This is a genomic window from Peribacillus sp. YIM B13481 (assembly GCF_042787985.1).
In the GTDB taxonomy this organism is placed as follows: domain Bacteria; phylum Bacillota; class Bacilli; order Bacillales; family DSM-1321; genus Peribacillus; species Peribacillus simplex_A.
Window position 1 is genome coordinate 1 of record NZ_JBHZPE010000006.1, and the last position, 18,934, is coordinate 18,934.

At 40.5% G+C, this 18,934-nt stretch carries 19 protein-coding genes; 15 read left to right on the forward strand and 4 right to left on the reverse strand.

What is annotated here, in order from left to right; all coding sequences use genetic code 11:
* Nucleotides 1-104: 104 nt before the first annotated feature.
* Nucleotides 105-1,022 carry an RluA family pseudouridine synthase gene (locus tag ACFX4X_RS05805; protein ID WP_377382414.1) on the reverse strand — a complete coding sequence of 306 codons (918 nt, stop codon included), beginning with the start codon at nucleotides 1,020-1,022 and terminating at the stop codon, nucleotides 105-107.
* A 193-nt stretch (nucleotides 1,023-1,215) separates the two neighbouring features.
* On the opposite strand from ACFX4X_RS05805, the gene ACFX4X_RS05810 reads away from it, so the two are divergent.
* Entirely contained in the window at nucleotides 1,216-1,635 is a 420-nt protein-coding gene (locus ACFX4X_RS05810) for a DUF5365 family protein (RefSeq protein ID WP_125163472.1), read from the forward strand.
* Between the two features lie 67 nt (nucleotides 1,636-1,702).
* On the opposite strand, the gene ACFX4X_RS05815 is transcribed toward ACFX4X_RS05810, so the two are convergent.
* Together ACFX4X_RS05815 and ACFX4X_RS05820 are read right to left on the reverse strand one after the other, a co-directional pair.
* Nucleotides 1,703-2,173, reverse strand: a complete 471-nt coding sequence (locus tag ACFX4X_RS05815) for a thioredoxin family protein (protein ID WP_284471631.1) — start codon at nucleotides 2,171-2,173, stop codon at nucleotides 1,703-1,705.
* A 91-nt stretch (nucleotides 2,174-2,264) separates the two neighbouring features.
* The gene (locus tag ACFX4X_RS05820; RefSeq protein WP_375166312.1) at nucleotides 2,265-2,516 is read right to left on the reverse strand and encodes a disulfide bond formation protein B; all 252 of its coding nucleotides are present in this window, start codon (nucleotides 2,514-2,516) and stop codon (nucleotides 2,265-2,267) included.
* Between the two features lie 293 nt (nucleotides 2,517-2,809).
* Here ACFX4X_RS05820 and ACFX4X_RS05825 point away from each other — a divergent pair, with 293 nt between their 5' ends.
* From ACFX4X_RS05825 to ACFX4X_RS05835, 3 genes are all read left to right on the forward strand, one after another.
* Entirely contained in the window at nucleotides 2,810-4,357 is a 1,548-nt protein-coding gene (locus ACFX4X_RS05825) for a carbon-nitrogen hydrolase family protein (protein ID WP_061461865.1), read from the forward strand.
* A 152-nt stretch (nucleotides 4,358-4,509) separates the two neighbouring features.
* Nucleotides 4,510-6,240 (forward strand): phospho-sugar mutase, encoded by a 1,731-nt coding sequence (locus tag ACFX4X_RS05830; protein ID WP_377382418.1) that lies wholly within the window; start codon nucleotides 4,510-4,512, stop codon nucleotides 6,238-6,240.
* A gap of 209 nt (nucleotides 6,241-6,449) precedes the next feature.
* Nucleotides 6,450-6,977 carry an NADPH-dependent FMN reductase gene (locus tag ACFX4X_RS05835; protein ID WP_061461867.1) on the forward strand — a complete coding sequence of 176 codons (528 nt, stop codon included), beginning with the start codon at nucleotides 6,450-6,452 and terminating at the stop codon, nucleotides 6,975-6,977.
* Between the two features lie 117 nt (nucleotides 6,978-7,094).
* Here the strand turns inward: ACFX4X_RS05835 and ACFX4X_RS05840 are convergent, their stop codons facing one another.
* Nucleotides 7,095-7,349 carry a YhdB family protein gene (locus tag ACFX4X_RS05840; RefSeq protein WP_061461868.1) on the reverse strand — a complete coding sequence of 85 codons (255 nt, stop codon included), beginning with the start codon at nucleotides 7,347-7,349 and terminating at the stop codon, nucleotides 7,095-7,097.
* A 131-nt stretch (nucleotides 7,350-7,480) separates the two neighbouring features.
* On the opposite strand from ACFX4X_RS05840, the gene ACFX4X_RS05845 reads away from it, so the two are divergent.
* The 11 genes from ACFX4X_RS05845 (at nucleotide 7,481) to ACFX4X_RS05895 (ending at nucleotide 18,916) form a co-directional block, all read left to right on the forward strand.
* Nucleotides 7,481-8,449 (forward strand): M14 family zinc carboxypeptidase, encoded by a 969-nt coding sequence (locus tag ACFX4X_RS05845; RefSeq protein ID WP_377382421.1) that lies wholly within the window; start codon nucleotides 7,481-7,483, stop codon nucleotides 8,447-8,449.
* Between the two features lie 48 nt (nucleotides 8,450-8,497).
* The gene (locus tag ACFX4X_RS05850) at nucleotides 8,498-8,818 is read left to right on the forward strand and encodes a DUF3889 domain-containing protein (protein WP_377382423.1); all 321 of its coding nucleotides are present in this window, start codon (nucleotides 8,498-8,500) and stop codon (nucleotides 8,816-8,818) included.
* Nucleotides 8,819-9,064: 246 nt separating this feature from the next.
* Complete coding sequence (locus ACFX4X_RS05855) at nucleotides 9,065-9,946, forward strand: radical SAM/SPASM domain-containing protein (RefSeq protein ID WP_089364698.1); 882 nt, start codon at nucleotides 9,065-9,067, stop codon at nucleotides 9,944-9,946.
* Between the two features lie 205 nt (nucleotides 9,947-10,151).
* Nucleotides 10,152-10,994 (forward strand): MurR/RpiR family transcriptional regulator, encoded by an 843-nt coding sequence (locus tag ACFX4X_RS05860; protein WP_284471627.1) that lies wholly within the window; start codon nucleotides 10,152-10,154, stop codon nucleotides 10,992-10,994.
* 52 nt (nucleotides 10,995-11,046) lie between these two features.
* On the forward strand, nucleotides 11,047-12,201 hold the full coding sequence (locus ACFX4X_RS05865; RefSeq protein WP_377382427.1) for a M20 peptidase aminoacylase family protein: 1,155 nt from the start codon (nucleotides 11,047-11,049) through the stop codon (nucleotides 12,199-12,201).
* Nucleotides 12,194-12,988: a GNAT family N-acetyltransferase gene (locus ACFX4X_RS05870; protein ID WP_377382430.1), complete on the forward strand. Its 795-nt coding sequence runs from the start codon at nucleotides 12,194-12,196 to the stop codon at nucleotides 12,986-12,988. Before ACFX4X_RS05865 ends, ACFX4X_RS05870 begins: the two co-directional genes overlap by 8 nt.
* Before the next feature lie 13 nt (nucleotides 12,989-13,001).
* Complete coding sequence (gene menC, locus ACFX4X_RS05875; protein ID WP_377382433.1) at nucleotides 13,002-14,111, forward strand: o-succinylbenzoate synthase; 1,110 nt, start codon at nucleotides 13,002-13,004, stop codon at nucleotides 14,109-14,111.
* Between the two features lie 169 nt (nucleotides 14,112-14,280).
* Complete coding sequence (locus ACFX4X_RS05880) at nucleotides 14,281-15,360, forward strand: YkvI family membrane protein (protein WP_318687655.1); 1,080 nt, start codon at nucleotides 14,281-14,283, stop codon at nucleotides 15,358-15,360.
* A gap of 169 nt (nucleotides 15,361-15,529) precedes the next feature.
* Entirely contained in the window at nucleotides 15,530-16,945 is a 1,416-nt protein-coding gene (locus ACFX4X_RS05885) for a SpoVR family protein (RefSeq protein ID WP_377382436.1), read from the forward strand.
* Between the two features lie 306 nt (nucleotides 16,946-17,251).
* On the forward strand, nucleotides 17,252-17,599 hold the full coding sequence (locus ACFX4X_RS05890) for an ArsR/SmtB family transcription factor (protein ID WP_377382439.1): 348 nt from the start codon (nucleotides 17,252-17,254) through the stop codon (nucleotides 17,597-17,599).
* Between the two features lie 18 nt (nucleotides 17,600-17,617).
* Nucleotides 17,618-18,916, forward strand: coding sequence for an arsenic transporter (locus ACFX4X_RS05895; protein ID WP_289338093.1), 1,299 nt, complete (start codon nucleotides 17,618-17,620; stop codon nucleotides 18,914-18,916).
* Nucleotides 18,917-18,934 lie beyond the last annotated feature (18 nt).

The window sequence follows — 18,934 nt, forward strand, 5'->3', positions numbered from 1 at the left end:
AATCAACGGCCAAATTGTACAACTCATAAAAAATAGACAAACTCGATTTTCATCGAGTTTGTCTACAGTCTGAAACACCGTTCCAATGGAACGGTGTTTTTCTATTATATGTGAAAATTGAATATTTCAGGTCGATCCAGGAAAGGAGCTTCAATAATCAACTTTTCCTCGGAAATGGGGTGGATGAATTCGATTTTTCGTGCATGCAGGGCTTGACGTGGGAAAGTCCTTCTTCCTCCATAAAGGGTATCTCCGGCCAAAGGGTGATTCAGATGGCTGAAATGTACCCTGATCTGGTGGGTTCGGCCGCTTTCCAAAGTACAGCTGACGAGTGTCAAGTTTTTCTTGGGATCGCGATTGAGCACCCGGTAATGGGTAACTGCGGTCTGACCTGAAGGGGAAACCCTTCGTCTCGTGGCATGGTGGCGGTCCCGGCCAATTTTTTCTTTGATTTCGCCTTCATCCTTTTTTATGTTTCCTTCGACTAAAGCAAGGTAAGTCCGTTTGATTTCCCTTGCTTCCAACATTCTATCCAGCATGGACCCAATGAGGCGGTTTTTGGCAAAAAGGACCGCACCGGTGGTATCTTTATCAAGCCTATGAATATGCTTGATCATACAGGTCTGGCCGGTTTGCCGAAGGTGGTGCGCAACTCCATTGATGAGGGAGTGTGCTTCACCTGGGAGAGAAGGGTGAGTATCCATTCCAGCCGGTTTATTGGCTATCAACAACAGGTCATCTTCATATAAGATGGATATTTCTAAGTCTGCCGTTTTAACAGTTTCATTTTCAGTTTGATCCAGCATGGGGATGCTGACCGTATCTCCTTCAGTAAGGACAGTTGACCATGTGACGGAATTGCCGTTCACTGTCACTTCTTTACTCATCCTCCACTCATGCACCAACTTCTTTGGGGCTTTCCACCGCTCCCTAAAAAGCTTTTCCAATGTTAATCCATTCCAGCTGTCCAGTACTTCTATTAATAAATGTTGGTTAGTTATATTGAAATTTTCCAATTTCATTCCTACTTTCGCCTTGTTTGGTTGTGGTTAAATGAAAAAAATAACCTTTGACCTATTGCTAAGATTTTCGTGGTGGAAATTACCACATATTTTTTACAATTTTTATGTTATTCTATTGGGAAAGAAATCGCTTGTCCTAGAGTATACATATATTAGATAGGTCTAACGGATCTGAAAAAAGGTGGTTTTTTTAGTGAAGACGGTCTTTTCTTCAACTGAAGAACAAGAGCAAGAAATAGCGAGTCTCGTTTCTCGTTTCTACGAATCTGTATTTCCGAAATACTTTACGGAAAGTGAAATCCTTCATTTTCGTGAGATTGGCGTTTTGAAGCCGAATCAGGGTTCTTTTACTTACTTAGCAACATTAAGAGATGCATTTCAAGTTATGACATGTCTTCAAATCCTCATGTCGATATTGGATAAACAGAAGAGAGAAGATTCTATAGTGATGGAATCTAAGTCTGAAGAATTGTTCCAACATAACATCACTCTATTGAATGAATGCGGAATATTCTTCCCTTTTTATTATGACCATTTTTCACATATACATCATGAAGCGGGTAATGAGATGCAGATGATGGATATCAAGGTGGCCAATCAATATTTAGTATAAGTCAAAAAAAATGAACCGGCTATAACGGGTGAAGATTTCCGTTAGGGCCGGCTCATTTTTTTCATCCTTAATTAATATCGTGGTCCTCGAACCATTTCTCGAAGGTTTCCTCTTTATTAAAGCCAACGATCCGTTCTTGTTCCTGTCCATTTTTATAGTGAACGATGGTCGGCTCCTTTTTGATGCCATAATCGCTCCAGCCTTGTTCAAACTCCAAAAGGTTGTATTGAACTAGATCGATTCCCAGCTTTTCTGCCAAAGGTGCCACGACGGGTGTGGTTTTTTGACTGATCGAATTCGAAGGACTATAGAAATAAACGGTCACATCTTTATTATCTTGAAGGTCCTGCTCCAATTCTTCAGGCAGGATCAAGTTTTGATAATTGGGATCATCCAGCTGATCGACAGTAGCTGATTTGAGCTTATCTTTGCCGTATGGATTTCCTTTTGATTTTTCTTCTTTTTTCATGTTTGTAAATACGCCGAGCAGGACAAATAGCGCGACGATTATTACTAAAATTATAGCCATTTTCTTCATTAAGCTGCAACCTCCTTGGATCTTGTCCATACGATGTAACTGCATATAAAAATAATGACGAATGCAGTCAAGGCTAGGAATGGGATGGTAATTAAACCCAATACGTTAATATATTGTACTGTACATGAAACCCTTCAGCATGCAAGGGTGTGGTCAGAAAGGATGAGACCTTTTGTATCAAATTATGGTAAGTGGAAATGAATGCACCCGATTCGGATAGTATCATGGTATAAAAGCTGATCCAATAATCTTTTCGAATGATTGCAATTCCTAAAATGATTGTAAAAGGATACATGATGATCCGCTGATACCAACAGAGCGAGCATGGTTCATATTGCTTCATTTCAGAAAAATATAAGCTTCCTGAAAAAGCAATGATGGAAGCAGCCAGGCTACAAACATAAGTTTTCCACACTGCGTTTTGTATTGTTCATGGTTCCTCTTCCCCATCTCTTTTTGCTCTCATGAAAAGTATAGTATGTATGGACTGCGTCTGTAAAATATATATTCTTTTTCTGGGACATTAAGAATGATTTTTATCAATGGAATTTTGAAAACCTTGGGTAGGTTCAGTTGTTTTAATTTTTGAATAAGGGGTATAATTCTTACGGAAGAGATTAAAGGAGTCTGAGGAAAATGCCAAATTTAGACCTGCATAAATATGAAAAAATAATGGAAATACGTAATATGAGGCTAGGAGATATAGATGAAATAATTGCTCTACAGTCGAGTTGCTTTCCTGGAATGGTTCCCTGGAAGCGAGATCAGCTTGAGAGCCATCTGGCGATTTTTCCAGAAGGACAGTTTGTGGCTGAATATGATGGTAGAGTGATTGGCTCATGTTCCAGCCTCATCATTAATTTTGACGAATATGATGATCGCCATACATGGGATGATGTAACTGATAATGGATACATCACGAATCATAATCCGGACGGTTATAATTTATATGGAATCGAGGTCATGGTCCATCCTAAATTCCGCAGGATGAAAATTGGTCAAAGACTATATGATTCAAGGAAAGAACTTGTTGCCCAATTGAATTTAAAAAGCATCATTATAGGTGGCAGGATCCCCAATTACCATAAACATGCGGAGGAATTGCTACCAAGGGAATATGTCAAAGAGGTGCAATTGCATAAAATATATGACCCAGTCCTTTCGTTCCAGCTTTTAAATGGCTTCACGCTAATGAGGATCAATCCGAATTACTTGCCGGATGATCTGCAATCCAATAAGTATGCTACTCTCATGGAGTGGAATAACGTCGATTATCAGCCGAAAACAAAACGTTATTATAAAACATCCGAACCGGTACGGATCTGCGTCGTACAATACATGCTGCGTAAAATCGATTCATTCGAGGACTTCGCGAACCAAGTTGAGTATTTCACCGACGTGGCTTCGGATGCTAATGCGGATTTTGCCGTATTCCCGGAATTGTTCACTACCCAGTTGATGTCTTTCTTAAATGAAAGATCACCAAGCTTGGCTGTACGGAAACTGTCCGATTTCACGGAGCAGTACATTGAATTGTTCACCACTTTAGCAGTAAGGTATAACGTCAATATCATCGGCGGTTCCCATTTCGTAAAAGAAGATGATGATAACATCTATAATATCGCTTATTTATTCCGTCGTGACGGGACGATTGAAAAGCAATATAAAATTCACATCACACCGAATGAAAGAAAATGGTGGGGCATCAACGCTGGTGACCGTGTTCGTGTCTTTGATACGGACTGCGGGAAAATCGCGATACAAATTTGTTATGATATTGAGTTTCCGGAACTTGCCCGGATTGCTACCGATATGGGGGCAAAAATCATATTCACTCCATTTTGTACAGAAGACAGGCAAGGCTATCTGCGCGTTCGTTATTGTGCCCAGGCCCGTGCTGTGGAAAATCAAATTTATACCGTCATCTCCGGAACGGTGGGGAATCTGCCTCAAACGGAAAATATGGATATCCAATATGCTCAATCGGGAATCTTCGCTCCATCGGATTTCGAATTTGCACGTGACGGCATAGTCGGAGAAACCAGCCCGAACCTTGAGATGGTCCTGATTGGCGATGTTGATTTGGAGATCTTACGGCGAGAACGGCAGTCAGGTACTGTAAGGCAATTGAAAGACCGCCGCCATGATATTTATAAACTGCATTATCAAAAAGGCGGAAAATAAAAGGTATACGGGCTCGTGATGTGATGAACGCTGATGCGGTTCTATTCATTACGAGCCTTTACTTCATTTATTGGAATATATATGATAATTTTGTATATGTAAGCTAGCTACATAATAATAACAAATAAGGCGTTTGGGAGGAGATGTTGGAGATGGATTGGAAATCTTTATACACCACTTGGGCAGGGTACCAGAATTTAAATGGGGAATTACGTGTCCTCCTTGAGGAAATGCAGCGGGATGAAGCAAAACTCGAAGATGCCTTTTATAAGAATTTAGAATTTGGAACAGGCGGAATGCGTGGGGAAATCGGAGCTGGAACGAACCGGATGAATCTTTATACTGTAAGGAAGGCAACGGTTGGGTTGGCCCAATATATCTCTTCGTTTGGGAAAGAGGCAAAAGGAAGAGGGGCTGTGATTGCATATGATTCGAGACATAAGTCTCCTGAATTTGCACTAGAAGCAGCTAAAACCTTGGCGACATTTGGGGTGAAGGCTTATTTATTCGATGAGTTGCGTCCGACACCAGAATTATCATTTGCCGTTCGCGAGCTGAATGCTTTTGCTGGAATTGTCATTACGGCAAGCCACAATCCGCCTGAATATAATGGTTACAAGGTTTATGGACCAGATGGGGCACAATTGCCACCGGAAGCAGCGGATCAAGTGATCAGCTATGTGGATGCCATTGAAAATGAGCTTGAAATTCAGGTTGAAGAAGCGGAAGTTCTTAAAGGGCAGGGCCTCATCGAAATGATTGGGGAGGAATTGGATGCAGCATATAATCGAGAGTTGCTCACTGTTCCCGAGAATCCAAGGCTTGCCGAGGAAATAGATGTGTCAATCGTCTTTACGCCGCTTCATGGAACGGCAAATAAATCCGTCAGGCGGGCACTGCAAAGCTTAGGGTATCAAAATTTGCATATAGTTAAGGACCAGGAACTGCCAGATCCTGATTTTTCGACAGTCAAATCTCCAAATCCAGAGGAACCAGCTGCATTTGAAATGGCAATCGAGCTTGGAAACAAAGTGGAAGCGGACTTATTGATAGCAACGGATCCAGATGCCGATCGGCTTGGAATTGCTGTGAAAAACGAGATGGGTCAATATGTTGTCCTGACTGGAAATCAAACAGGCGCCCTTTTCCTTGATTATTTACTGTCCCAGAAAAAAGAAAAAGGGAATATTCCCCAAAATGGAGTCGTCTTAAAAACAATCGTCACCTCGGAAATCGGGCGGACGATTGCGGAGTCCTATGGCTTGCAGACGATTGATGTACTTACCGGGTTTAAGTTCATCGCCGAGAAAATAAATCAGTATAACGAAAGCGGGGAACATAGCTTTCTGTTCGGATATGAAGAAAGCTATGGTTATCTGATTAAAGACTTTGCACGTGATAAAGATGCCATTCAAGCGGCTGTGCTGGCTGTTGAGGTCTGTGCTTATTATAAAAAGCAGGGTTTGACGCTTTATGAAGGGTTACTGAATGTGTTTGAAAAATATGGATTCTACCTAGAAGGGTTGCGTTCATTAACTTTAAAGGGCATTGAGGGAGCGAAACAGATTCAAGGAATCTTGAATCAATTCCGTCAAAACCCGCCTGCTCGTATAGCTGGAATCGCGGTGGTCGTTGAAGAAGATTATCAAAGAAGCAAAAAGCGTACGTTACTTTCCGAGGGTGAAGAACTGATCGAGCTTCCGAAATCAAACGTATTGAAGTATTTCCTTGAGGATGGTACATGGGTATGCCTCCGTCCTTCAGGTACTGAACCGAAAATTAAATTCTATTTCGGTGTCCAAGGTAAATCAATGCCAGAAGCTGAGTCCAAGTTATCGGGAGTCATGGCAGATTTCATGGGCAAGATTGAAGCGTTAGTTTAAAGGTATGAAAAGCTAAACGAAAGATTTCCGGTCTTTCGTTTTTTTCGTGTAAAAGTATCTTAAAGTGGCCTCTGGGAAATTTGAATGAGCAAAATTCAAGGAAATTCGGTTTCGGTTTTGGTATACTGTATTGGCAAGTGACCTCGGAAAACATCGGTAAATTATTGAATTTAGAGTGAGCGGCAATAAGGGATAATGGAGGAATATTCATGAAATTAGTAATCATTAATGGTTCACCACGTAAACAAGGGCGTACAGGGATAGCCTCACGCTACATTTCCAAGAAATACGGAGCGGAACTTATTGATTTAAGCAATAGTGAGATCCCTTTATATTCAGGTGAAGGTGAGCAATATCAATTGGAAGTGATTCAAGGCCTTCGGAAAAGCATCGGGGAAGCGGATGGTGTGATCCTGACCACTCCGGAATATCATGGTTCCATGAGTGGAGCTTTGAAAAATGCCTTGGATTTTCTAAGCAATGAACAATTCACGCATAAACCAGTCGCTTTATTGGCTGTCTCCGGCGGAGGAAAAGGTGGGATCAACGCCTTAAATTCAATGAGAACAGTGGGCCGCAGCCTTTATGCAAATGTGATCGCCAAACAATTGGTTCTGGATCCACATTGCTTCGATTATGAAAATGATGGTTTACTTGAAGAGTCTGCCGTACTTGTGGAAGGTTTACTTGAAGATCTTAAAATGTATGCAGCTGCGTATGCAACAATGAAAAAATAATGAAATGAGGGTCAGGTATTTTCATACCTGACCCTTCCTTGTTTTATAGGGTTCACCAGCCAAAGTCAAATCCCCGAAAATCAATCTTCTTGTATAAATTTTCCCGTTTTGCAAAAACTATAGTTGATTTAAGCTTGGAAGTTCACTTAAATAATCACTTGTTTTTTCTGCCGCATGATCTAGATAACGAAGCAGCGCATACAACTGGGATTGAACAATTTGGTAATCATGCTCAAACCGGTATGCGTGCAAAAAATGTTCTATTTTTTTTGAAAGAAAATGATCTTTCGTCCGAACCATCAATACTAACAAGCTGTCCCAATCAGAACGGTGTGTGTGAAACAATGCCTGATCATAATCCGCAATCCTCATGTAGTTCTCCCCCTTAATAAGGAGCTATTTGTATTTTGTTCAGATCGGACAGAACATTTCCTTACAATAAGTGGTGATGTATTTGGACCGCGGTTGTTGCTTTTTACCTGAATAAAAAAAAAGGTGAGTACATGAGAGAAATAATGGTAATTGGAGTAATTGTCCTGCTTTTTTTTCCTGAAACCACACTCGCAGAAGAGGTGTATTCTCCTGAGCGGATGGAAATGGATCTGCAAGGAATCCAACACCAGTATGAATTGGACGTTCAAATAATCGGTCAAACTGAAAAGGGAAAAGATATAAAAGCAGTCAAGTTAGGAAAAGGAAAAAAATCGATTTTGTTTGTGGGGTCGCATCATGGGCGGGAATGGCTCAGCTCCAAACTTTTAATGAGCATGCTTGAAGACTATGCAGCCGCTTATCGAGCGGGCAAGCCTGTTGGAGAATACCCGTCGGGATCATTGGATGAAGTAAGCATCTGGTTCATCCCGATGCTTAATCCAGATGGAGTCAGCATCCAGCAAGGAGATTTATCAAACTTAAATATACTTGAAAAGGCAGCAGTATGGAAAATGAACGGATATAGCAAGAATTGGTCGCGATGGAAAGCCAACGCCAAGGGCATTGATTTAAATAGGCAGTATCCGTCTGGATGGAAAGAAGTCATGAGTCATGAAAAAAAACCATCTTATCAATTTTATAAAGGGGAAAAACCACTTGAAGCAGCTGAAGTTAAAGCGCTTGCGGATTTTACAAGGGAAATCGATCCCCTTCTTGCTGTTGCCTATCATACCTCAGGAAGGGAAATCTTTTGGCATTACAAAAATAAACGGGAAAATATGGTGAGGGATTATGGGATTGCCAAAAAAACATCGGAATTGACTGGGTATGAACTGACCTTTCCGGAAAAAGAAGCGGTAGGAAGTGGATTTACGGATTGGTTCATAACTGAATTCCACCGCCCGGGAATGACAATCGAACTTAGTTATTTAGTGGATGAAACCAATCCTCCATTGAGTGTATTTCCTGAGGAATGGAAAAGGAATCGATCAGTTGGAATCATGCTTGTTAAAGAAGCGATGCAGCTGCATAACAAATGAACAATCTTACATAATAATATTAAGAGGAAAATATGAGGAGGAAGAATTTTGAAAAAAGTCATCGTGATGTTAATGGGGATTTTTTTGATTATACAAGCAGGGTCCATTTCAACACAGGCCCAAAAACCCGATTACGAAAAATACGGAAAGATTGCGATTGCCGTAGTTCAGGCAGATTATCCTGAAGTTGAGGTTACCGATTACGAATATAAGGGTAGGAAAACTGTAGCGGAAAGTCTTGTCGAAGATGCTTTCATCTTTTTAGTCGTGGATAAGGGAAATGAGTTCAATGTCATCGTGACCGTACAACATGATTTGAAAAATGAAAAATTACTTAGTTTAAAGGTCACTGAGCAAAAAAGAAAGTAAATTCAGGACAAAAATAAAAGGTTTGAATTTTAGCCAACATCTTCACCTCGAGAAGATGTTTTTTTCTGATTTCTTTAAAGGATTGTCCGGAAAATGGTGGATATCGGATTAGTTGCCACGGTGAAGTGATACCTATCCGTTCCTTGATATCCGCTGCCATGAAGTTTTCATTGCTTTTATGAGCAGCTAACCAGTATAGTTAGTATCAGATTGAAACAATAAGCTTGATTGTAGGGGTATTAGAAAATGAGAAAGTTTAAGAAAGTTTATGTGGAAATTACAAATATATGTAACTTGAAGTGTAATTTTTGTCCAAGCTCCAGCTTGCAAAGGACTCTTAAATTCATGGATCCTGAAGGGTTTACACATGTAATCGAGAAAATCAAACCGCACACCGATCACATTTATTTTCATCTGATGGGTGAACCCTTTTTAAATAAAAATTTGGGTACATTCCTGGATATCAGTGCAGAAAATGACCTAAAGGTGAATATAACAACGAACGGTACTTTGATTCAAAAGGTCAAAGAAAAGCTGCTCTCCAAAAAAGCCCTTCGTCAGGTGAATATTTCACTTCATAGCTTTGAGGCAAACGATACGAGCAATAGTCTCGACTCATATGTCAGTAATATTGCCGATTTCATAAATGAGGCAAATGAAAAAAGTGAAATGATTTGTGCCATTCGTTTATGGAATATGGATACGGATGAACTAAAAGCGAGTAATGGCCTGAACGACGATATTCTCAGCATGTTGGAGGAGAAGCTTTCATTGGACATTCGTTTAAGTGAAGCTCTTCAGCAGAAGAATAATATTAAATTGAAGGACCGCGTTTATATAAACATGGCTGAAAAATTCGAGTGGCCAGAATTGGACCGTGACATTATCGATGAGAATATTTTCTGCTATGCTCTTAGAGATCAGTTAGGCATTTTGGTGGATGGTACAGTCGTACCTTGTTGTTTGGATAGTGAAGGGAAAATTCCACTGGGGAATATATTTGAAACGTCACTTGAAGATATTTTAAATGGTGAACGGGCTAAAAATATGTATGATGGTTTTTCAAGAAGATGTGCAGTTGAAGAATTATGTAAACGATGTGGCTATGCAAAGCGTCATAAAAAATAAATAAAGATAAGGAAACCATGGAGTTCATCTTCGTGGTTTTTTTGTGATTGAGGTACTTTGATATTTCTTTTTATTAAAAATTCTGAATATTATTGTTTTATTAAAAGTCCCATGATAAAATACTCTTTATTATTGATGAAGTAAAAACTTCATATTGTCATATTAGAAGTTTTGGATTCATATCTTGCTTCAGAGGGGATTTTTTATGGAATTACAGCAAAAAGTTAAAGAAGTATTCCCTGGTTTATCAACTGGCCAAAAAAAGGTAGCAAAATACTTGTTAGTACATTCACATACATTTGCAGTCACTTCAGCTCAAAAGCTCGGGAATGATATAGGTGTGAGTGAAACGACCATCATCCGCTTTTGTTATTCATTGGGGTTAAGTGGATTTGCGGAACTTCAAAAACTTATTCGAAATCAGTTGATATTCGAGAGCAGCAGTTTGAATGAATATCATTCTTCAAAACTTGAAGCTGCGAATCAACCAAACTTCATGGCTCAAGTGATGGGGCAGGATATCGTCAGTATCGAAAAGACAATCAAAAATTTATCAAATGAAGATTTTTCTAAAACGGTTGATAAATTGGCGGCAGCCGACAATGTTTTGATATCCGGACATCGGTTATCATTTTCTGCGGCACATTGGTTAACCTTTACACTGAGGCTTGTGAGGGAGGAGGTCCATTTATATAGGCCGGATACTGATGATATTTTTTTACTGATGAATAAAATGACTGAAAATTCTGTCTTTGTAGCCATTTCATTTCACCGTTATGTGAAAGAAACTGTGAAAATTACGGAAATGGCTAAACAAGCGGGTGCATTTGTAATTGGCGTAACGGATTCTGAATTGGCTCCGATTGCTGACTACACTGACATTTTATTGCCTATTTCAACACCAAGGACTTCCACTATCGATACGGCACCGGTTTTATTTTCATTATTGAATAGTATAGTAGCTGGTGTATCGATTAAAGATGAACAGGGTTTTAAAAAAAGAAAGGCCATATATGATGCGTTCAATCAAGACGAATATTTCTTTTGAAATAAAGTCATAAGTCAAGCCAATTAAGCCGGGAGTTAAGGGGGAGACAGAAATGGATATCAAACTAACAATAGAAAAATTAAGGCCGCGTATCATCGATATCTTCGACCAGTTACACGCAAATCCTGAAACGAGTTGGAATGAAGTGAGCACGACAGCATTCATTTCCAATATTTTAATGAAAAATCAATGCAAGGTAAAATCATTCGAAGACTGTACAGGAGTGATTGGGGAAATCGGGGATGGGAATTTCACAGTCGGGTTACGATCGGATATCGATGCACTTTGGCAGGAGGTGCATGGGACGTTTCAGGCCAATCATTCATGTGGACACGATGGGCATATGACCTTGGCGCTTGGTGTTTTCCTGGTATTGAAGGAAATGGACTTTCGACCAAGAGGTAAGCTGAAATTCATTTTTCAGCCTGCTGAAGAAAAAGGTACGGGCGCCTTGAAGATGATTGAAGAGAAAGTTTTGGATGATGTCGATTTCCTTTATGGAGTGCACTTAAGGCCAGTTGAGGAAGTGAAGGATGGGCAGGCGGCTCCAGCCATTGTCCATGGGGCTGCCCAGTTCATTAAAGGAGAAATAGCGGGGACGGATGCACATGGAGCCAGACCGCATCAAGGGCAAAATGCCATCGAGATAGGAGCAGCATTCGTCACTTTATTAAATGGTATCCATCTCAATCCGTCCATCCCTTATTCAGTAAAAATGACGCAGTTTTTTGCTGGGGGCGAAAGTTCCAATATCATCCCAGGGAGAGCCACTTTCTCATTGGATTTAAGGGCTCAGGATAATGCTGTCATGGAAGAGCTCACCAAAAAGGTGGAAAAAGTTGCCGAATCCTTGGCCATTGTCCATGGAGTTGAAATGAAACTCGAACCGGGAACCAACGTTGCTGCAGCAATCGTGAATGAACAAGCCCAGGAAATAATGGCTGAAGCGATAGTCGATACACTCGGAGAAGAAAATCTGGTAGCGCCTGTCATTACAACTGGAGGAGAGGATTTTCATTTTTATACGCTGAAAAGACCCAAGCTCAAAGCGACGATGCTTGGGTTGGGATGTAATTTGACACCAGGGCTCCATCATCCGAACATGACGTTCAACAAAGATGCTTTGTTATCGGGAATTGAAATCCTGACTAAGGCCATCATATTTACTTTCGAGAAATATGGCGAGGGGGGACACCTACATGACTGATGAATTAATCATTAAATCCCTAACAACACTAGAGGACTTACAAGAAGTACAGCGTCTTGAAATCCTTGTATGGGGCATGGATTGCGTTCCTACCCATCAGACGATTACCGCAGTCAAAAACGGAGGGCTTGTTTTAGGCGGTTACCTCAATGACCAGTTAGTTGGATTTCAATACAGTTTCCCGGGATTCAAGGATGGAAGGGTGTTTCTTTGTTCACATATGTTAGCCATCCATCCGGCTCATCAAAAGAAGGGCTACGGCAGATTACTTAAACTGGCACAAAAAGAAGAAGCGCTCAAAAAAGGCTACGATCTAATTACATGGACATATGATCCATTGGAAAGTGTGAACGCAAACTTGAATATCGGTAAACTAAAAGCGGTTTGTTCAACATATATGGAAGATTGTTATGGAAATATGAAGGATACCCTCAATGAAGGATTGTCCACTGATCGTTTCATGGTGGAATGGAATATAGGGCAGGGAGCAAAGGAAGAGACGCCACTTCCTGATAAAGCCATACACATTGTAACCACAGAAATGAATGACCAAGGCTTTCCTTACATCAAGGATTATCATTTGGAAACCAATGCCGACGTGGTCGCTATACCCATTCCGACAGATATTCAAAAAATCAAAAAAGATGATCTCCGCCTTGCGATTGATTGGCGGTCGAAAACGGGCGAATTATTCAAAACGCTTTTTGCCAAAGGATATGTTGCAGTCGGAATAGCACGGGAACAAGGTGAAACCATTCAAAACTACTTATTAAAAAAACAAGAATAAGAGGGGAATCGGGATGAAAATAACAGAAGTGCGTTTACGTCATTTAAATATGGATTTGGTAGCTCCATTTACAACAAGTTTTGGAACATTTGTGGATAAGGAATTCATACTTGTAGAAGTGAAAAATGGAGAGGGGCTTTCGGGCTGGGCTGAATCTGTGGCGTTTTCAGCACCTTGGTATAACGAAGAAACCATAAAAACCAATTGGACCATGCTGGAGGATTTCCTGATTCCGCTTGTATTGAATAAAGAAATAGAGCATCCTCGTGATGTATCGGATATGTTCTCGCATATTCGTAAAAATAATATGGCAAAATCGGCAATCGAGGGGGCCATCTGGGATTTATATGCGAAAGAAAAGAATATTCCATTAAGTATGGCTTTAGGCGGGGAACTAAAAAAAATCGATGTTGGAATCAGCATCGGCATCCAAAAAACGGTACCTGAATTACTGGCGAAGATAGAAGCTGGATTGAGAGATGGGTATAAAAGAATCAAAATGAAAATACAACCAGGATGGGATGTAGATGTAATCAGGGAAGTACGCAGTCGATATCCCGATGTTCCGATCATGGCGGATGCAAACTCCGCTTACCGGCTGAAAGACATCGAATTACTGAAACAACTTGATCAATTTGATTTAATGATGATCGAGCAGCCCTTGTCATCAGACGATATTGTCGATCATGCCACATTACAGGCGGAAATCAAAACACCGATTTGCTTGGATGAAAGTATACATTCCGTGGAAGATGCAAGAAAAGCCCTTGAATTGGAAAGCTGTAAAATCATTAATATTAAGATCGGCAGGGTTGGCGGTTTAACGGAAGCAATGAAAATACATGAATTATGTAAAGAAAGAAATGTTCCGGTTTGGTGCGGAGGCATGTTGGAATCCGGTGTGGGGCGTGCCCATAATATCGCATTGACAACACTTGATAACTTCACGATGCCTGGTGATACGGCGGCATCTGCGAATTATTGGCATAAGGACATCATTCAACCAGAGGTTACAGTGGAAGATGGAGTCATAACTGTGCCAAAGGGGGCAGGCATTGGCTATGAAGTCAATTACGCTGCGGTCGATGGATTCACTTCCCATAGTAAAAGATATTCCAAATGATAAATGAACAAGAGTTGGAATAATAGCTCTACCCAGCTTCATGGGCGATGGATCGTAAAAATTACTGAAGCTGGGAAGCTATTACGGATCAGGGATTGTGATGAACGGGAAGATATTTCATTTAATCCAAATTATCAGAATAATCTTTTAATTAGGGCGGGGGTCGGATATGAAAAACAGTGTAAATCTTGCAGGGGCATATATTGGAATCATCATTGGAGCAGGCTTCGCTTCAGGACAAGAAGTATTACAATTCTTCACTAGCTTTGGAATCTACAGTGTATTGGGAATTGTGGTTGCGACAGCTTTATTCGCGTTCTTAGGCATGCAGGTTACGCAATTGGGGAGCACTTTGCAAACGCGCTCCCATAAAAGCATCATCGAACATATTTGTGGCCGCTATTTAGGCAGGGTGGTCGATGTTATTATCACATTTTTCTTGTTTGGCGTTACTGTCATCATGATTGCTGGTTCCGGAACGATTTTTGAAGAACAATTCGGGATTCCCAGTATAGTTGGTGCAATTGTCATGACAGTGCTGACGATTGGCACGCTCTTACTTAATGTTAATAAAATAATGTCCATCATTAGTGCCGTCACACCGTTTTTATTTGTTATCATGATCATTATTTCAGGTTATTCATTTTTCACATCCGATCTAAGTTTCAATGAAATCATTTCATCTTCAAGTAAAGGAAATGCTGCAACCGGAAACTGGATAATGGGTTCATTACTTTATGTTTCATATAATATGACTGCCGGAATTGCCATGCTAGCCGTAATGGGAGGGACCTTCAAGAATAAGAAGGAGGCTGGTATTGGAGGGATTCTGGGAGGTATCGGATTGGGGATCTTGCTATTGTTAATCAATTTGGGGATGATGTCCGACTTGAAGGGCATAGAAGGCTCAGGAATGCCTACCCTTCATTTAGCGAATCAGATTTCTCCATGGTTGGGATATATCCTATCAATCATCCTTTTAGGAATGATTTATAATACCGCTGTCGGGATGCTGTATGCATTCACAGCCAGGTTGGTTCCTGCCGAAACGAGACGCTTTAAAATATCCGTGATAATGGTAGGGATCCTTGCCTTCCTTGCAAGTTTCGTTGGCTTCATAAAATTGGTTGGAACGGTATACCCCGTCACAGGATATTTAGGCTTTGTAATCATTGCAGCGCTTATCATTTCCTGGATTCGGTCAAAAGCGAAAAAGGGGGCAGTGAATACGGAATTCGCAAAATTATAATAGAGTAGGGAAATTAAGATAGAGTACAGAACTGCATGAATCATTTGAACAGACATCTTCTTCATGGAGGTGTTTTTTTTATTATCGAGGATCTTTACTCATGATCACGGCATTTTTCCTCCTTTTTTTCATACATTAGTTTAAAGGCGGAAGACAAGGGGGATATCGGATGAATGGAGCGGAGCAAAAGGCTCTGGAATATGCCATTAGTGAAATTACAGAAATAGCAACTGGATTCGGGTTGGATTTTTACCCGATGCGTTATGAAATTTGCCCTTCAGAAATCATTTATACATTTGGTGCCTATGGGATGCCGACCCGTTTTTCTCATTGGAGCTTTGGGAAGCAGTTTCATAAAATGAAGCTGCAGTATGACTTTGGATTAAGTAAGATCTACGAACTGGTCATTAACTCTAATCCTTGTTACGCTTTTCTGCTGGACTCCAATTCACTAGTACAAAATAAATTGATTGTCGCCCACGTTTTGGCCCATTGTGATTTTTTTAAGAATAATGTACGTTTCAATAATACTAAGAGAGATATGGTGGAAAGTATGTCGGCCACGGCAGAAAGAATCCGTGAATATGAAATCCTGCATGGCAAAAAGGAAGTGGAAACTTTCCTCGATGCACTTTTAGCCATTGAAGAACATATCGATCCGTCACTGATGAGACCGAAGCTTGCCTGGACGATGGAAGATGAGGAAGAAGAAGAGGAAGCAAAACCGACAGCCACACAATACGATGATTTATGGAATCTTGATAATAAGGATAAACCGAAGAAATCCAACATTAAAAAAAGAAAAAAATTCCCGCCAAGGCCAGAAAAGGATATTATGCTTTTCATTGAACAGTACAGCAGGGACCTATCCGATTGGCAACGGGATATCATGACGATGATCAGGGAAGAAATGCTTTATTTCTGGCCGCAGCTGGAAACGAAAATCATGAACGAAGGCTGGGCATCCTACTGGCATCAACGCATAATCCGTGAATTGGATTTATCCTCAGGGGAAGCCATTGAGTTCGCAAAACTGAACGCAGGTGTCGTTCAGCCATCAAAGACCAGCATAAATCCTTATTATCTCGGATTGAAAGTGCTTGAAGATATTGAAGAACGCTATGATAATCCAACCGAAGAAATGATCAAGCTGGGTGTCAAGCCTGGATCTGGCCGGGAAAAGATGTTCGAAGTCAGGGAAATCGAATCGGATATTTCCTTTCTCCGCAATTATTTGACCAAAGACCTGGTCATGCGGGAGGATATGTATTTATTCCAAAAGCAGGGCAAGGATTACAAAATCGTCGATAAGGCATGGGAACAGATTCGTGATCAACTCGTCAGTATGAGGGTTAACGGCGGATTCCCCTATATCACAGTAAATGATGGAGACTACATGCGTAATGGGGAACTTTATCTAAAACATTGGTATGAAGATATTGAACTGGATCTGAAATATCTCGAAAAAGTCATGCCATATATCCATCAGCTTTGGGGCCGCTCCGTGCATATGGAATCAGTCATGGAAGGAAAAGAAGTCATGTTTTCCTATGATGGAAAAAGTATTCACAAGAAATATTTGTAAACAAAAAAACTGCCGGTAACTCGGCAGTTTTTTTGTTTCGTATGATTCCTTCACGAATTGTCATACCCTCCAACTTCTCCTTTCGCTCTCCATAAACGATACTTTCTTAACAAAAATTCTATATTTGATTAACTGCTATTCGCTGAGCAAGAAAGGGACGTTTTTGGGTAGTCAAACCAGAGTAAAGTTATATTAAATAAGATGTATAGTTTTTACTTGAGTATATAAGAATATGCTTATATAATGATGAGGAATTGATTTCATATAAGCATATACTTATTTAACTATTGAATAAGGGGGGGCAGTATGCAAATGAATGAAGCTTTGGATTTGGAAACCACCGCAAACATACTTAAATTACTAGGTGATAAAACCCGTTTGACCATGGTTAAGATCATGTCTGAACATGAATGCTGTGTCTGTGAATTTGTGGACCTGTTCGAAATGAGCCAGCCAGCTATCAGCCAACATTTACGAAAGTTGAAAGATAGTGGAATCGTGAATGAAGAGAGAAGGGGACAATGGATTTTTTACTCGTTAAACAAAACATCCTCATATCATTCATTTATTCTAACGATCATCGGGGATTTGCCAAGTCAAAACTTTAAATTAGAAGAATTAACAGCACAAGGAAAACGGATTTGTTGGGACTGACTAGGAGGTACAACTTAAGTGGGATCAGTTATTTTGGCAGTTATCATCTTTTTATTAACACTCATTCTCGTCATCTGGCAGCCAAAGGGACTGTCGATCGGATGGTCAGCTTGTGGCGGTGCTGTTTTGGCTTTACTTGTGGGAGTGGTGGATTTTGCTGATGTCATTGATGTGACATCGATTGTCTGGAACGCGACACTCGCCTTCATTGCCATCATCATCATCTCGCTCATTTTGGATGAGATAGGATTTTTTGAATGGGCAGCACTAAATATGGCTAGGGCAGCCAAGGGAAACGGAGTGAGGATGTTTGTTTATGTAAGTATTCTGGGTGCGCTTGTTGCTGCATTTTTTGCAAACGACGGAGCGGCCCTTATCCTTACACCAATTGTATTAGCGATGGTTCGTGCCTTGAAGTTTAGTGATAAAATGATTTTTCCATTTATCATCGCCAGTGGTTTTATTGCCGATACAACTTCATTACCTTTAGTGGTAAGCAATCTTGTAAACATAGTATCTGCAGACTTTTTCAGTATCAGTTTTGCCGGGTTTGCATCGAGAATGATCGTACCGGACATCTTTGCATTGGTAGCTAGCATCTTGGTTTTATATTTGTTTTTCCGTAAAAGCATCCCAAAGAATTATGATGTATCACAACTTAAGAAGCCAGTGGAAGCCATTCGGGATCAAAGAATGTTTCGATTGTCCTGGATTGTTCTGGGAATTTTACTTATTGGTTATTTTTCAAGTGAATTCATTGGGGTACCTGTATCCATCATTGCAGGCATCGTCGCCATTTTCTTCCTGATCATGGCTAGTAGGAGCCCGGCAGTCAACACGAAAACGGTTATTAAAGGCGCACCATGGGCAATCGTATTTTTCTCGATTGGCATGTATGTTGTGGTTTACAGCCTGCGGAATGTTGGATTGACGAATGTATTAACGGATTTAATCCAAGTTGCCGCCGATCAAGGATTATTTGCAGCAACGATTGGAATGGGCTTCATTGCCGCCATTCTCTCTTCGCTTATGAATAACATGCCAACCGTGATGATCGATGCACTTGCCATTTCCGATACCAATACTACCGGCGTTATCAAGGAAGCCCTTATATATGCAAATGTCATCGGTTCGGACTTGGGCCCGAAAATCACTCCGATCGGTTCTTTAGCTACATTGCTGTGGCTGCATGTACTATCGTTAAAAGGCGTGAAAATTTCATGGGGAACCTACTTTAAAACTGGAATCATCCTAACCATCCCAACATTGTTCATCACATTAGTTGGTTTATATATTTGGTTGCTCATCATACACTAAAGATTACTCTACTCATGA